4 protein-coding genes and 1 tRNA gene are annotated in these 15,799 nt (G+C 66.8%); 2 read left to right on the top strand and 3 right to left on the bottom strand.

Features of this window, described 5'->3' with window-relative positions; all coding sequences use genetic code 11:
- Positions 1-80: 80 nt before the first annotated feature.
- Positions 81-707 (bottom strand): ANTAR domain-containing response regulator, encoded by a 627-nt coding sequence (locus ACQI5H_RS20785; protein WP_427081189.1) that lies wholly within the window; start codon positions 705-707, stop codon positions 81-83.
- Between the two features lie 126 nt (positions 708-833).
- Here ACQI5H_RS20785 and ACQI5H_RS20780 point away from each other — a divergent pair.
- Positions 834-907, top strand: a tRNA-Leu gene (locus tag ACQI5H_RS20780).
- Between the two features lie 256 nt (positions 908-1,163).
- Here the strand turns inward: ACQI5H_RS20780 and ACQI5H_RS20775 are convergent.
- Positions 1,164-1,352, bottom strand: coding sequence for a hypothetical protein (locus ACQI5H_RS20775; RefSeq protein WP_076126124.1), 189 nt, complete (start codon positions 1,350-1,352; stop codon positions 1,164-1,166).
- A 249-nt stretch (positions 1,353-1,601) separates the two neighbouring features.
- Between ACQI5H_RS20775 and ACQI5H_RS20770 the strand changes: the two genes are divergently transcribed.
- Positions 1,602-2,276, top strand: a complete 675-nt coding sequence (locus ACQI5H_RS20770; protein WP_427081188.1) for a methyltransferase family protein — start codon at positions 1,602-1,604, stop codon at positions 2,274-2,276.
- Positions 2,277-2,289: 13 nt separating this feature from the next.
- On the opposite strand, the gene ACQI5H_RS20765 is transcribed toward ACQI5H_RS20770, so the two are convergent.
- Positions 2,290-15,799, bottom strand: a 13,510-nt coding sequence (locus ACQI5H_RS20765; protein WP_427081187.1) for an amino acid adenylation domain-containing protein, incomplete at its 5' end; no start/stop codon positions are given.

The following is a 15,799-nucleotide window of genomic DNA, read 5'->3' as shown; positions in this document are numbered from 1 at the left end:
GTCTCTGCCCCGTCGAGTGTGCAAGCGGGGCGCCTAGGGCGCACACTCGACGCCGTCAGCGCACACTCGATGCGGAACGGCTACTTGGACTCCTCCGCCGAATCGTCTCCGAGGGTTTCCAGGACGACTTCGGCCACCCGTTTCATGGTGGTGCGGCGGTCCATGGCGGCGCGCTGAATCCACTTGAAGGCCTCGGGCTCGGTCATGCCCTGCTTGGTCTGCAGCAGGCCCTTGGCGCGTTCGACGAGCTTGCGGGTCTCCAGCCGGTCCGACAGCGTCGCCACCTCGTGTTCCAGCGCGCTGATCTCGCTGAACCGGCTCACCGCCAATTCGATGGCCGGGATCAGGTCGCTGATGGTGAAGGGCTTCACCAAATACGCCATCGCGCCGGCGTCGCGGGCCCGCTCGACCAGATCGCGCTGACTGAAGGCGGTCAGCACCACGATCGGCGCGATGCGCTTGCTGGCGATTTCCGACGCCGCGTCGATCCCGTCGCGGCGCGGCATCTTGACGTCCATGATCACCAGGTCGGGCTTATGCTGCTCGGCCAGTTCGACGGCCTCCTGGCCGTCGCCGGCCTCGCCGACAATTTCGTAGCCCTCCTCTCGCAGCATCTCGGCCAGGTCCATGCGGATGAGCGCTTCGTCTTCCGCGATCAGGACCCGGCGCGGCACGGCGGCGTCGGTGTCGGTCGTGGGGCCTGTCATGACGCACATTGTGTCGTGAACGCGCGGGACCGACGACCTCGGGGCGGGTCAGACGGGCATCCACGCCGAATCCTCTATGGTGGGAGGCTGCCTCTAAGGTAGGAGGCCGGACTCGAGCAGGATCAAGCCCTCGTATCCCAACTGGCAGAGGAAACGGACTCAAAACCCGTCCAGTGTGGGTTCGAATCCCACCGAGGGCACCCAAACTGGAGGCGGTGGCCGCACTCGCCGGGCCCGCCGCTGCAGACCCCGCGCTCGCCGGCCGTCAAGCAGACCTGAGTCTCGTGACACAACCAGCGATCCGACCGGCTGCATCGTTCTGCCCGGTTTTCCGAACCTGAGGTAAGGCAATGCCTGCAATTGGTTGGCAAATTGTTTCAAAAGTGGCCAAACAGGCGAATACAAGATTGGTCATTTGAGCCCTGATAACCGCGCCGGAAAAACCGCGCAAAACGACTAGCTCGAATGGGCGACGCAGACCTGTTCTTCTGCATGCACCACATTTACTGCCATCGGATCATTCTGGATGGAATCGGTAGCTACGCGCAGGAATGACGTGGCCCCATTGCACCCGGCGCAGCTGCTCGCTAGCAGGGCGGTGAGGGTGAGGATCAACACGACGATGATTCTCTTGAAGCCAGCCATACCGCACCCCTTTGCCCTGCCGAACACGTGTGCAATAGCTCAATCAAACGCGTGAGGAATAACCCGGGTCAATATCTTTCAAACCTGTTTTTTCAAAATCTTTTTTGCCACCCGCGCGGGGTAAGCGGCCCGCAATTACTCGGCTCAGCGGTGGGCCAGCGATCACGCACGGCTGAACGCAACTCCCGGCGGCTTGCCGGCGCCGCGGCGTCACCTGTTAGCGTGCGGTACGCATCCTAGGGAGGCTCGGTGAATTCGGTTCTTAAGAGGCTGCTATTCGGCCTGCTCGACCCGGTCGTATTCGGCCTGATCTTGTTTGGGACAGCCGGCACTCTCAACTACTGGCAGGCGTGGGTGTTTCTGGCGGTGTCGTCCCTGTCGACGTGGATTCCCGGCATCTACTTGTTGCGCACCAATCCCCAAGCGCTCGAGAGGCGAACACGGGGTGGGCCAACCGCGGAGACCCGGACCGTGCAGAAGGTCATCATCGTCGGCTGGTACCTGTCTCTCGCGGCAGCGATTGTGCTCAGCGCCGTTGACCATCGCCTCGGCTGGTCGGCGGTGCCCACCGCGATCTGCTTGGTCGGCGATGTTCTGGTAGTCGTCGGGCTCAGTGTGGTGATGCTGGTGGTCATCCAGAACAGCTACGCGGCCACCACGGTCCAGGTGGAGGCGGACCAGAAGCTGGCGTCCACCGGTCTGTACGGGCTGGTGCGCCACCCCATGTACACCGGCAACGTGATCATGATGGTCGGCATCCCCCTTGCGCTTGGTTCCTACTGGGGCCTCGCCTTCGTCATACCCGGCGTCGTCGTGCTCAGTCTGCGCATCCGCGACGAAGAAGCCCTTCTCCGAAAGGAATTGGAGGGATACCGCTCGTACACAGAGAAGGTTCGCTATCGCCTGGTCCCACTTATGTGGTGACCGCCGCGCCGGCTTACGGGCTGCCGGCCGGCTCGCCGCGGGAAGTTCCCTTTGCCGGGCTCGCCTGCCGGCTGAGACTTCGAACCGACGGGGCATCGAAAAGGGTGGACACCGCGAGGTCGATGTCCAGGGCCGCGTTGATCGCGGCGATCGCGCGCATCGCCGACAGCGAATCCCCGCCCAGCTCGAAAAATGACTCGTCGACTCCGACGCGATCTATCCCCAGGACGTGCGCGTAGATGTCGGCCAGCATCTCCTCGACCAGGGTCGTCGGGGCGCCGTAGCCGTCGCCGGTGTCGTGATGCGCTGGCGCCGGCACCGTGGCGGGCCGCGTCGCCACCATCCGGTTGACCCAGGCCCGCTCACCGTCATCGAGTGACGACAGCGGGCGCTCCGGGTCGGCGGTCATCGCGTCCAGCACTCGCGTAAACCGCTCCATCAGCGCTTCGACGCCAGCGGCGGCGAAAACGTCGGTGCGATATTGCACGCGCAGCTGTAATTCCGGGCCCGGCCCGGCCTGGATCGTGAGCGGGTAGTGGTAGTAGTCGCGGTTGGTGAGCTCACCGATGGCCAGCTCGCCGGCGCCCACCGACGCCGCGGTGTCGGTCGGGTAGTTCTCGTAGACGAAAACGGTGTCGAACAGCTGGTCGTGACCGGCGATGCGGTGGATCTCGCTAAGCGAAAGATGTTGGTGTTCAAGGGTTTTAGCGTGGGCGCTTTGCAGCTCGTCGATGAGGTCGACGGCGGTGGTCGCCGGCGTGATGTGCGCCCGCACCGGCACCGTGTTGATCAACAAGCCCACCATCGACTCCACCCCGGCCACCTCAGCGGGCCGGCCCGAGACCACGGCACCGAAGACGACGTCGCGCTGACCGGTCAGCCACATGAGCAGCTGCGCCCACGCGCCCTGCAGCACGGTGTTGACCGTCGTGTGGCGCGAACGGGCCAGCTCGCTGACGGCGCGGGTGGTCGGCTCGGGCACGCGGAACGACGCGACAGTTCGCGGCCCCAGGCCCAGTCGATCGGGCGGGCCCACCAGCGTGGGGGCGTCAACGCCGGCCAATACCTCGCGCCAGGTCGCGCGGGCGGTGTCGAGGTCTCGATCGGCCAGCCAGGCGATGAAGCTGCGATACGGCACCGGCGCGGGCAGCCGCTGCCCGTGGTAGCCGGCGAAGATTTCTGCCAGCAGGATCGGCGTCGACCAACCGTCGAGTGCGATGTGGTGATTGGTCAGCACGATGCGGTGCCGCTGCGGTGCGGTGCGGATCAATGCGACCCGGAAAGGCGGCTGGTCGGTCAGATCGCGCACGGCCGCGCGCTCGGCGGCGCAGACGCGCTCGATCCGCTCCTCGATGTCGCCGCCGTCGAGTTCGACGTACCGCCAGGGCGCCTCGGGATTGGCCGGGATGATCTGCACCGGCTCGTCGAATCGCTCCAGATATCGCGCCGCCAGGTTGGGGTGCCGGCTGACGACGGTGTGCACGGCGGCGCGCAGCCGGTGCTGATCGAGCGGGCCGGTCACGGTGATACCGAACTGCACCGCATACGCGTCGTCGCCGGAGCCCCGCGCCGCTCTGGCGTGAAAGAGCAACCCCTGCTGTAGGGGCGTCAACGGCAAGACGTCCGCGACCGGATAAACCCGCTGCAGCTCGTCGATCTGCTGCTGGCTCATATGGGCGGGCGCGATATCCGACGGCGTCAACCCGCCCCCACCGCCGCGCACGTGCGCGCAGATGCCGGCCAGCGCGTCGAACCACAACCGGCTGAGCCGGGCGATCTTGTTGTGGTCAAACGCCGAGGGCGCCCAGGTCCAGTTGGCGTGCAGGTGCGGGCCGGTGCCGGTGTCGACGGTGCCGGCGTTCAGCTCGACGGTATGCGGCAACGGCATGGGAATCGCGCCTGCCGCACCGGTTGCCGACAAACCTTCCTGGCTGACCAGCCACACATCCCCGGACGCGTAGGCCGGCGCGGCGCCGAGGCGGCCGAGATAGTTGAACCCGATCGCCGGGTCGGGCCCGGCCAAGTCGACGTCGGCGTTCAGGTAGCGGAGCAGACCGTACGTCAATCCGTCCGGATGGGCGCGGAGCTGCTCTTTGGCGTCTTTGATCACCGCCCCCAGCGCGGCCTCACCGCCGAGCACCTGCGCCCAGGACAGTCCGCCTACCGTCAGCGCCACCGGGTATTTGGTGGTGAACCACCCCACCGTGCGCGTCAGGTCGACCTCGGCGGCCAGTTCCTCGTGGCGCCCGTGCCCCTCAACCGCGATGCCGATCGGCGTGCTGCCCGTTTCCATCAATTGCGCCCACGCCAATGCGAACGCGATCAACAAAATGTCTTGCACCCCAGCGTGAAACGCCGCCGGCACCTCACCGAGCAGCATCCGGGTGGTCTCGGCATCCAGCTCCACCGACAGTTGCCCGGCGCTCGCATACGTGTCCAGGTCGGGTTGCACCGGTGGCAATATCGCCGGGGTCGTCGCTACCCGGCGCCACACGGTCGCCTGGTTCACAACGTGCGGGGCATGTGCGTGCTCGGCCAGCAGCGAGGCCCACCGCGCAAACGACGTCCCGCCCGCCGGCAGCACCACCGGTTGCCCGCCGCGATGCTGCGCCCAGGCAATGTTGAGGTCCTCCAACAGGATTCGCCACGACACCCCGTCGACGGCGAGATGGTGAACGATCAACGCCAACTGGCCCGTACCGCCGACCCACAGCGCGCTGACCATCGTCCCGGTGGCTGGGTTCAACCTAGCGCGCGCCGCCACCAGCGCCTCGTCGGACAACACGTCCACCGATTGCAGGCAGGCGCCGGCGTCCAGGGATCCCGCTTCGGGCACGGTCAGCGACCAGTCGTCGTCGACGCGCAGCCGCAACATGGCATGCCGGTCCAGCAAGGCCTGCAGCAGCACAACCACGTCGGCCTCGGTCACCCCCGCGGGCGCCTGCACCACCATGGCCTGGTTGAACTGCTCCACCGGGCCCTCGAGGCCCTGCAGCCAGCGGATGATCGGGGTCGGCACCACCGCCCCGACGCCGGCATCGATCACGTCACCCGCGCCGGTGACCACTTCGACCACCGCCGCCAGCCGGGCCACGGTCTGCTCGACGAAGATGTCGCGCGGCCGGCACCGGATTCCGGCAATACGGGCCCGTGCCACCACCTGGATGGCCAAGATGCTGTCGCCACCCAGGTCGAAGAATGGGTCGTCGATGCCGACCCGCTCCACGCCGAGGGCTTGGGCATAGATGCCGGCCAGGATCTCCTCAACCGGGTTGCCAGGGGGACGGTAACGCGCACCATCCGTGTAGTCGGGAGCGGGCAGGGCGCGGCTGTCGAGTTTCCCGTTCGGCGTCAGCGGCATGGCGCCGATCGCCACGACCGCCGCGGGCACCATATAGGCCGGCAACCGCTCGGCCAATTCGGCGCGCAACTGAACGGGATCGGCGGTGCCGGTGACGTAGCCGACGAGGCGATTGTCACCAGGGCGGTCTTCGCGGGCGATGACGACGGCCTGCTGAACGCCGTCGAGTTCGGTTAGGGCGGTTTGGATTTCGCCGAGCTCGATGCGATACCCACGAACCTTGACCTGCTCGTCGGCGCGGCCCACGTATAGCAATTGGCCATCGGCGCCCCAGCGCACCAAATCCCCGGTGCGGTACATGCACGCCCCGGGCGCCCCGTGGGGGCAGGCCACAAACCGCGACGCCGTCAACCCCGAGCGGCCCACATACCCATACGCCAGCCCCGCCCCGGCCACGTACAACTCGCCGACCACACCTGCCGGCACCGGCCGCAACCACCCATCCAGCACGAAAAAGCCGAGATCGGCCAATGGCAGCCCAATAGGGCTGGCGTTGCCGTCGAGATCGGCGTCGACGATCTCGCGCACCGAGGCATGCACGGTCGTCTCGGTGATGCCATACATGTTGATCAGGCGCGGCGATTCGGGGTGATGATGCAGCCACGACCCAAGACGCGAGGGTTCCAGCGCCTCGCCGCCGAACACCACCGCCTCGAGCTCGAGCCGATCCCCGCGCCCAGGCGCCAGCGCATCGACGGTCTGCAGCGCATAAAACGCTGACGGCGTCTGGCTCAGCACAGTGACCCGTTCGGCCACCAGCAGGGCGTGCAGGTCTTCTGGCGACCGGGTCACCGACTCGGGCACCACCACCAGCCGCCCGCCGTGCAACAGCGCACCCCAGATCTCCCACACCGAGAAGTCGAACGCATAGGAGTGGCACTGCGTCCACACCCCGGGGCCTGAGAGCTCCAGGTCCGCGTCCAGTGCGTCCAGCAGCCGGCTCACATTGCGGTGGGCGACGGCCACGCCTTTGGGCACCCCGGTGGTGCCCGACGTGTAAATCAGGTAGGCGACGTCGTCGGGGGCCGGTGCGGGTGGTGCGGTGCTGGGCTGGGTCGTGACGCGGGGGTCGTCGATGTCGACGACGAGCAATTCGTGGCCGTTCAGCCGCTCGGCCAGCTCCGTGGTGGTGACCGCGGCGATGGGTGCGGCGTCGCTGAGCATGAATGCGATTCGCGCGTCGGGGTGCGCGGCGTCGATCGGCAGGTAGGCTGCCCCGGTCTTGAGCACCGCCAGCATCGCCACGACGGCCTCGGCCGAGCGGGGCAGCAGCAGAGCCACACGCTCACCGGGCCCGGCGCCCTCACCGATCAGCAAGTGCGCCAACCGGTTTGCCGCCTCATCGAGTTCCCGATAGGTCAGGGTGCGGCGCTCGAAGGTCAGCGCGACCGATTCGGGTGTGCGCGCGACTTGCGCGGCGAACGATGTTGGGATCGATGCGGGCGCGTATGTCGGCTGCGTTAGCGCCTTTCGGTTACCGATCTCCTCGAGGCGGGCGTGCTCAGCAGGATGCAGTACGTCGATCGCTGACAAGCGCTGGGTGGGTTCGGTGGTCATTGCCTCGAGCACCCGTTGCAGGCGTTCGATGAGGGTTTGGATGGTTGAGGTGTCGAACACGTCGGTGCGAAATTCGACCATGCCGGCGATACCGGCGGGCTCGCCCTCCGGTGTCCAGCGTTCGGCCAACGAGACCGACAAATCGGTTCGGGCAGTGTGGGTGTCCACCGGTAGCTGGGTGACCCGTAAGTCGCCCAACGCCAACGCGGTGGGCTCGCTGATATGTCCGGGCAGGTTCTGCCAGGCCAGCATCACCTGCACCAGCGGATGATGAGCCAGGCTTCGGGTGGGGTTGAGCCGCTCGACAAGCACCTCAAACGGCACGTCCTGATGCTCATAGGCGGCCAGGCTGCGCTGTCGCACCTGGGCTATGAGCTCTGCGATGGTGGGATCTCCAGCAAGATCCACTCGCAACACCAACGTGTTGACGAAAAATCCGATCAGCCCGTCGAGCGCCGGATCGCCGCGCCCGGCGATCGGGAAACCAACGGCCACATCGCTACTGGCGGCGAGCTTGCCCAACAACACCGCGAGAGCCGCCTGCACCACCATGAAGCCGGTAGCGTTGTGCTCGCGCGCCAGCCGGGCCACCCGCTGCTGCAACTCGGCGGGCCACTCCACCGCAATCCGGGCGCCGCACTGGTCGGCGATCCGCGGATAGGGCCGATCGGTGGGCAACGTCAGCCGCTCGGGCATCCCGGCCAACGCCCGCTCCCAGTAGGCCAGCTGGGCGGCAATCAGGCTGCCGGCGTCGTCGAGGTCACCGAATTGGGCACGCTGCCACAGCGTGTAGTCGACATACTGCACCGGCAACGGCGCCCAGCCGGGGGCTTGACCCGCACAGCGGCTGGCATACGCCATGCCGAGATCGGTCACCAGTGGGGTGATCGACCAGCCATCAGCGGCAATATGGTGCACCACCGCCACCAACACATGCTCGTCGTCGCTGAGACGGAAAAGCCGTGCCCGCAACGGAATCTCGCTGGCCAAATCGAAACTGTGACCCGCCACCTCCTCGACGGCCTGATGAATTGCGTCCGCCGGCCAGCCGGTGGCATCGATGATCTGCCATCCAAAGTCGGCCCGCTCGGCGGGCAGCACCACCTGCAGCGGGATGCCGTCGGCGGCAACAAACAGGGTCCGCAGGCTCTCGTGGCGACCCACCACATCGGCGAGCGCCTTCCACAACGCGTCGGCATCCAGATTTCCGCTCAGTTGTAGAGCCACGGCCATGTTGTAAACCGGTGACGGGCCCTGCAATTGGTCGATGAACCACAACCGGTTCTGGGCAAACGACAACGGGATCACGGCCGGGCGCGGCATCGGCACCAGCGGCTCCAACTCAGCGCCTCCGGAACCGATCCGCGGCGCCAGCAACGCGACGGTGGGCGCCTCAAAAAGGTCGCGCACCGAAAGCCCCGCACCCACCCCGGAATTAATTGCCGCGACCAACCGCATCGCCGACAACGAATCCCCGCCCAAATCAAAGAACGAGACATCCGCCCCGACGCGCTGCAGCCCAAGCACGTGGGCATAGATTCCGGCCAGAATCTCCTCGGTCGGGGTGGCCGGGGCACGGTCGCTCGTGCCGGTGTAGTCGGGGGCGGGCAGGGCGCGAGTGTCGAGCTTGCCATTGACCGTCAACGGCAACTCGTCGATCGCCACGATGGCGGCGGGCACCATGTAGGCCGGCAACCGTTCTGACAGCGCGGCGCGCAATCGAGCCGCGTCTTCGGTACCGGTAACGTAGCCGACCAGCCGCCTGTCCCCGGGGCGATCCTCGCGGGCGATCACCCCCGCCCACTCGACCCCGTCGAGTTCCATTAGGGCGGCTTGGATTTCGCCGAGTTCGACGCGATGCCCGCGAATCTTGACCTGCTCGTCAACACGCCCCAGATATTCAAGCTGCCCATCAGGGCGCCAGCGCACCAAATCCCCGGTGCGATACATCCGCTCCCCCGGCCCACCGAACGGGCAGGGCACAAACCGCGACGCGGTCAACCCGGAACGGTGCCAATAGCCAAGCCCCACACCGCGACCCGCCACATACAATTCCCCCACCACACCGTCCGGCACCCGGTGCAACCACTCGTCGAGCACAAAAAACGCCAGGTCCGGCAACGGCACCCCAATTGGGCTGGCGTTGCTATCCAGATCCGTGTCGGCAATCTCGCGCACCGAGGCATGCACCGTCGTCTCGGTGATGCCGTACATGTTGATCAGGCGCGGCAATCCTGGGTGGCGGTCCCGCCACGCGCGAAGACGCTGTGGTTCCAGCGCTTCCCCGCCGAACACCACGGTCTCGAGTTTGAGCCGATCTGACCTTGGTGATAGCGCGTCGGTGGTTTGCAGCGCATAAAACGCCGACGGCGTCTGGTTCAACACACTGACTTGTTCGGCAATCAGCAAGTCGCGCAGGTCGTCCGGGGATCGGGTCACCGATTCGGGCACCACGACAAGCCGTGAACCACCGAGGAGCGCACCGAAGATCTCACCCACCGAGAAGTCGAACGCCAACGAATGACACTGTGTCCACACCTGTCCCGCGGACAGTCCCACGTCGGCGCACTCGAGCGCTTCGACCAGCCGGGTGACATTGCGATGGGTGACCGCCACACCTTTGGGCGCACCGGTGGTCCCCGAGGTGTAGATCAGGTAGGCAACGTCATCCGGGCGCGGCTCCAGCAACGCCGTGCAGGGGTGCGCATCAATACGCGGGTCGTCGATATCGACGACGAGCAACTCATGCCCGTCCAGCCGGCCGCCCAATTCGGTCGTGGTGATCGCCGCGAGAGGCGCGGCGTCCTCGAGCATGAATTCGATCCGCGCGCCGGGCAGCGCGGGGTCGATCGGCAGATACGCCGCCCCCGTCTTGAGCACCGCGAATATCGCGACAACCGCTTCGGCCGAGCGGGGCATTAGCAGCGCAACACGCTCACCGGGGCCGGCGCCCTCGCCGGCCAGCAAGTGCGCCAACCGGTTTGCGGCGTCGTCCAGTTCCCGGTAGGTCATCGAGCGGCCACCGCAAGTCAGCGCGACCGCCTCGGGAGCACGTAGGACTTGGACGGCGAAGAGCGTTGGAATCGACGCCGAAGCGGTTGCCGGCTCGGTCAGGACCGCCTGATTGCCCCACAGAGCGAGGCGGGCACGCTCGTCGGTATCGAGCACATCCACCGATGACAGCCGTCGCGCGGGTTCGGCCGTCATCGCCACCAGCACCCGCCCGAACCGCTCAATCAGCGCCTGGACGCTCGCCGCGCCGAAGACATCGGTGTCGAATTCGACGCGCAGGCCCAGTTCAGCGCCCGGCGTGGCCTGGACCGTGAGCGGGTAGTGGTTGAATTCGCGGCTCGCGAAATCGGTGACGTTCAATCCGTCGGCGCCCAATGGTGTGCCGGTGTCGATCGGAAAGTTTTGGAACACGAACAACGTGTCGAACAATTGGTCGTGGCCAGTGATGCGGTGAATGTCGCTCAGCGACAGGTGTTGGTGCTCAAGGGTTTTGGTGTGAGCGCTTTGCAGCTGATCGATGAGGTCGGCGGTGGTGGTTGCCGTTGTGATGTGCGCCCGTACCGGCACGGTGTTGATCAACAGGCCGACCATCGAGTCCGCGCCCAATACCTCGGCCGGCCGACCCGAGACCGCGACACCGAAGGCGACGTCATGCCGGCCGGTCAGCGAAGTCAGCAGCAACGCCCACGCCGCCTGTAGCACCGTGTTGACCGTGGTGTGGTGCGAGCGGGCCAGATCGCCTAGGGCTCGCGTGATGTCGGCCGGCAATCGATGCGAGGTCGCGCCTCGCGGCCCCAGGTGCGCCCGTTCCGGCGGGCCCACCATCGTGGGCGTGTCGAATCCGGCCAGCACGTCGCGCCACGCTGTGCGGGCGATTTCGAGGTCTCGGTGCGCCAGCCAGGTGACAAACCTGCGATACGGGACCGGCGCGGGCAGTCGCTGCCCGTAATAGCCGGCGAAGATCTCCCGCAGCAGGATCGGCAGCGACCAGCCATCCAGCACGATGTGGTGAGCGGTCAGCACTATCCGGTGCTGGTCTGGCGCGGTGCGAATGAGCGCTACCCGGAACGCCGGCGGGTGGCTGAGGTCGCACACGGCCGCGCGTTCGGTGGCGCAGAGTCGGTCGATCTGCTCATCGATGTCGTCGCCGCCGATTGCGACGTACCGCCAGGGCGTCTCGGGATCGGCGGGGATGATCTGCATCGGTTCGTCGAACTGTTGGCAGAATATGGCCGCCAGATTGGGATGGCGGCTGACCACCGTGTCCACCGCTTCGCGCAGCCGGTGCTGGTCGAGGGGACCGCTCACGGCGATGTCCAGCTGCATCGCATACACATCGTCGCCGCTTTCCTGCGCGGTGCTGGCGTGGAAGAGCAGCCCGTGTTGCATCGGGGTCAGCGGCAGAACATCGGCGATGGTGTATTGCTTTCGCAGCGCGTCGATTTGGTGCTGGCCAAGCCGGGCGGGCGCGATGTCGGACGGGGTCAACCCGCCCCCACCACTCTGGACATGCGCGCAGATGCCGGCCAGCGCGTCGAACCACAACTGGGCGAGGCGGCTGATTTTGTTGTCATCGAGCGCCGACGGCGCCCACGTCCAGTCGGCGTGCAGATACGGGCCGGCGTCGGTGTCGACGGTGGCGATGTTGAGCTCGACCGTGTGCGCCAACGGCATGGGTATCGCTGTGGCCGCGCCGGTGGCCGACAGGCCATCCCGACTGATCCGCCACAATTCGCCGGACGGCTCGGCCGCCGCGCCCAAGCGTCCCAGATAGTTGAACCCGATCGGCGGGTCGGACCCGGCCAAGTCGACGTCGGCGTTGAGATAGCGCAGCAGACCGTAGGTCAAGGGATCGGGCAGGGCGCGGAGCTGTTCTTTGACGTCTTTGATCACCGCCCCCAGCGCGGCCTCGCCGGCGATGACCTGCGCCCAGGACATCGGGCCAACCTTCAGGGCCACCGGGTATTTGGTGGTGAACCAGCCCACCGTGCGCGACAGGTCGACATCGGGGGAAAGTTCGTCGTGGCGTCCGTGGCCCTCGACATCGATGCCGATCGGCGCGCTGCCGCTGCCCACGAATTGTGCCAGCGCCAGGGCAAATCCGATCAACAGGATGTCCTGTATCCCGGCGTGGAACGCCGCGGGCGCCTCACCGAGCAGCATTCGGGTGGTCTCGACGTCGAGGTCCATCGACAGGTGCCCAGCGCTGGCATAGGTGTCGAGTTCGGGTGGCGGCGTGGCCAACGTGGCGGGGGCGGCGGCCACCTGCCGCCAGGTCTCGGCTTGTTTTAGCACCGTCGGGTCGTGGGCGTGCTCGGTCAGCAGCGAGGCCCACCGCGCGAACGACGTCCCGCCCGCCGGCAATGCCACCGGCCCGCCGCTACGGTGCTGGGCCCACGCAATATTCAAGTCCTCCAACAGGATTCGCCATGACACGCCGTCGACGGCGAGATGGTGAATGATCAATGCCAACTGGCCCGTACCGGCGACCCACAGCGCGCTGACCATCGTCCCGGCGGCCGGATTCAGTCGGGCTCGCCCCTGGACAAGCTCGTCCTCGGACAACGCGTTCACCGATTGCAGGCACGCGTGGGCATCGACCGACCCGGGCTCGGGCACCGTCAGCGACCGGTCGTCTTCGACGCGCAGCCGCAACATGCCATGGCGGTCCAGCAAGGCCTGCAGCAGCACCACAACGTCGGCCTCGGTCGCGCCTGCGGGCGCCTGGATCACCACGGTCTGGTTGAACTGCTCCACCGGACCGTCGACGCCCTGCAGCCATCGCATGATCGGGGTCGCGGCCACCGGGCCCACACCCTCGTCGATCACGCCACCGGCGTCGGTCGCGACCCCGGCCACCCGCGCCAGCCGCGACACTGTCTGCTCGACGAAAATGTCGCGCGGTTTGCATGTCAGGCCGGCGGCACGCGCGCGCGTGACCACCTGCATCGACAGGATGCTGTCGCCGCCCAGGTCGAAGAAGGAGTCGTCGATTCCGACGCGGGGCACTCCGAGGACTTGGGCGTAGATGGTGGCCAGGATTTCTTCGGCGGGTGTGGTGGGGGCCCGATACCGCTCGGCGCCGTAGTCGGGTGCGGGTAGGGCGCGGGTGTCGAGCTTGCCGTTGACGGTCAGGGGTAGTGCGTCGAGGACGACGATGGCGGCGGGCACCATGTAGGCGGGTAGGCGTTCGGCCAGTGCGGTGCGGATGCGGGCGGGATCGGCGGTTCCGGTGATGTAGCCGACTAGGCGCGTGGTGGCCGAGGAGTCTTCGCGAGCGATCACCGCGGCCTGCTGCACGCCGTCGAGTTCGATGAGGGCGGTGTGGATTTCGCCCAGCTCGATGCGATACCCACGAACCTTGACCTGCTCGTCGGCACGGCCCACATAGTCCAGTTGCCCATCAGGGCGCCAGCGCACCAAATCCCCGGTGCGATACATCCGCTGCCCCGGCCCGCCAAACGGACACGCCACAAACCGCGACGCGGTCAATTCCGAACGGCCCAGATAGCCAACCCCCACCCCGGCGCCGGCCACATACAACTCACCGATGACCCCGACCGAAACCGGGTGCAACCACTCATCGAGCACGAACAACGCCGCCGTGGACACCGGCGCACCGATGGGCACCCCCTCGGCCCCCACCGACAGCGGCGCGCTCATCGACACATACACCGTGGCCTCGGTCGGGCCATAGGCATTGATCACCGTGCGCCCGGGCGCCCACCGCTCCACCACCTCGGTCGGGCAGGCCTCACCCCCGAGCAGCAACGCCACCGACTCCAGCCCCTGCGGTGATAGCGCGGCCACCGCCGAGGGGGTCTGGGTCAACACATTGACCCGCTCGCCGATCAGCAGCGTGTGGAAGTCCTCCGGGGAGCCCACGATCTGTTCGGGCACGATGACCAGTCGGCCCCCGCCCAGCAGCGCGGCCCAGATCTCCCACACCGAAAAATCGAACGCATACGAATGACACTGCGTCCACACCTGACCCACCGGCAGACCCGTCGGCGACGACGCCGCCAAATGAGCCAGGTTCTGATGCGTCACCCCAACACCTTTGGGCACCCCCGTCGTACCCGAGGTGTAAATCACATACGCAACGTCGCCGGCGTCCGGTGCCGGTGGTGCCGTGCTGGGCTGGACCGCGATCCGCTCGTCGTCGATGTCGACGACGAGCAATTCGTGGCCGTTGAGCCGATCGGCCAACTCGCTGGTCGTGATCGCCGCGATCGGTGCGGCATCGGTGAGCATGAACCCGATCCGCGCCTCCGGCAGCGACGGGTCGATCGGCAGATACGCCGCCCCCGATTTAAGCACCGCCACCATCGCCACCACCGCCTGCGCCGAGCGCGGCAACACCAGCGCCACACACTCACCAGGACGAACGCCCTCACCGATCAGCAAGTGCGCCAACCGATTCGCCGCCTCATCCAACTCCCGATACGTCAACGTGCGACCCTCGAAGCTGACCGCCACCGCCCCCGGCGCCCGAACCACGCGCTCGGCAAACAATGTTGGGATCGATGCCGGCGCGGGTGCGGGCTGGGTCAGCGCCTTTCGGTTACCGATCTCCTCGAGGCGGGCGTGCTCGGCAGCATCGAGCACATCGATCGACGACAATCGTCGGGTGGGGTTGGTGGTCATCGCCTCCAGCACGCGCTGCAAGCGTTCGGTCAGCGCGTGAATGGTTTGGGTGTCGAACACGTCGGTGCGAAATTCCACCGACCCCGCGATCCCGGCGGGCTCACCATCCTCGGTCCAGCGTTCGGCCAACGACAACGAAAAATCGGTTCGCGCGGTGTGGGTGTCCACCGGCAACTGGGAGACCTCCAGATCACCCAACGCCAACCCGGCGGCGGGGTCGCTGATGTGGCCGGGCAGGTTCTGCCAGGCGAGCATCACCTGCACCAGCGGATGATGGCCCAGCGATCGGATCGGATTGAGCCGCTCCACCAGCACCTCGAACGGCACGTCCTGATGTTCATAGGCGGCCAGGCTGCGCCGGCGCACCTGGGCTATGAGCTCTGCGATGGTGGGATCTCCAGCAAGATCCACTCGCAACACCAGTGTGTTGACAAAGAACCCGATCAGCCCGTCGAGCGCCGGGTCACGCCGCCCCGCGATCGGGAAACCAACGGCCACATCCCGACTCGCGGCGAGCTTGCCCAACAACACCGCCAGGGCCGCCTGCACCACCATAAAACCGGTCGCATTGTGCTCGCGGGCTAGTTCGCGCACGCGCTGCTGCAATTCGGCGGGCCACTCCACCGAAACCGTGGCGCCGCGCTGATCGGCGATCCGCGGATAGGGCCGATCCGTTGGCAAGGCGAGGCGCTCGGGCATGCCGGCCAGGACATCTTCCCAATACGCCAGCTGCTCGCCGATGCGGCTATCCCGGTCGTCGAGGTCACCGAATTGGGCGCGCTGCCACAGCGTGTAGTCGACATACTGCACCGGCAACGGCGCCCAGGCAGGGCTTTGACCCGCACAGCGGCTGGCATACGCCATCCCGAGATCGGCCACCAGTGGAGTGATCGACCAGCCATCGGCGGCAATATGGTGCACCACCGCCACCAACACATGCTCGTCG

The organism is Mycobacterium heidelbergense, assembly GCF_050205645.1.
GTDB lineage: Bacteria > Actinomycetota > Actinomycetes > Mycobacteriales > Mycobacteriaceae > Mycobacterium > Mycobacterium heidelbergense_A.
Note: the sequence above shows the minus strand (reverse complement) of the source record. Positions and strands in the feature narration are given on the sequence as shown.

Bases quoted from the DNA above. Each gene is read 5' to 3' on its own strand.
- ACQI5H_RS20775 (WP_076126124.1), bottom strand. From the start codon at position 1,352: ATGGCTGGCTTCAAGAGAATCATCGTCGTGTTGATCCTCACCCTCACC.
- ACQI5H_RS20785 (WP_427081189.1), bottom strand. From the start codon at position 707: ATGACAGGCCCCACGACCGACACCGACGCCGCCGTGCCGCGCCGGGTC.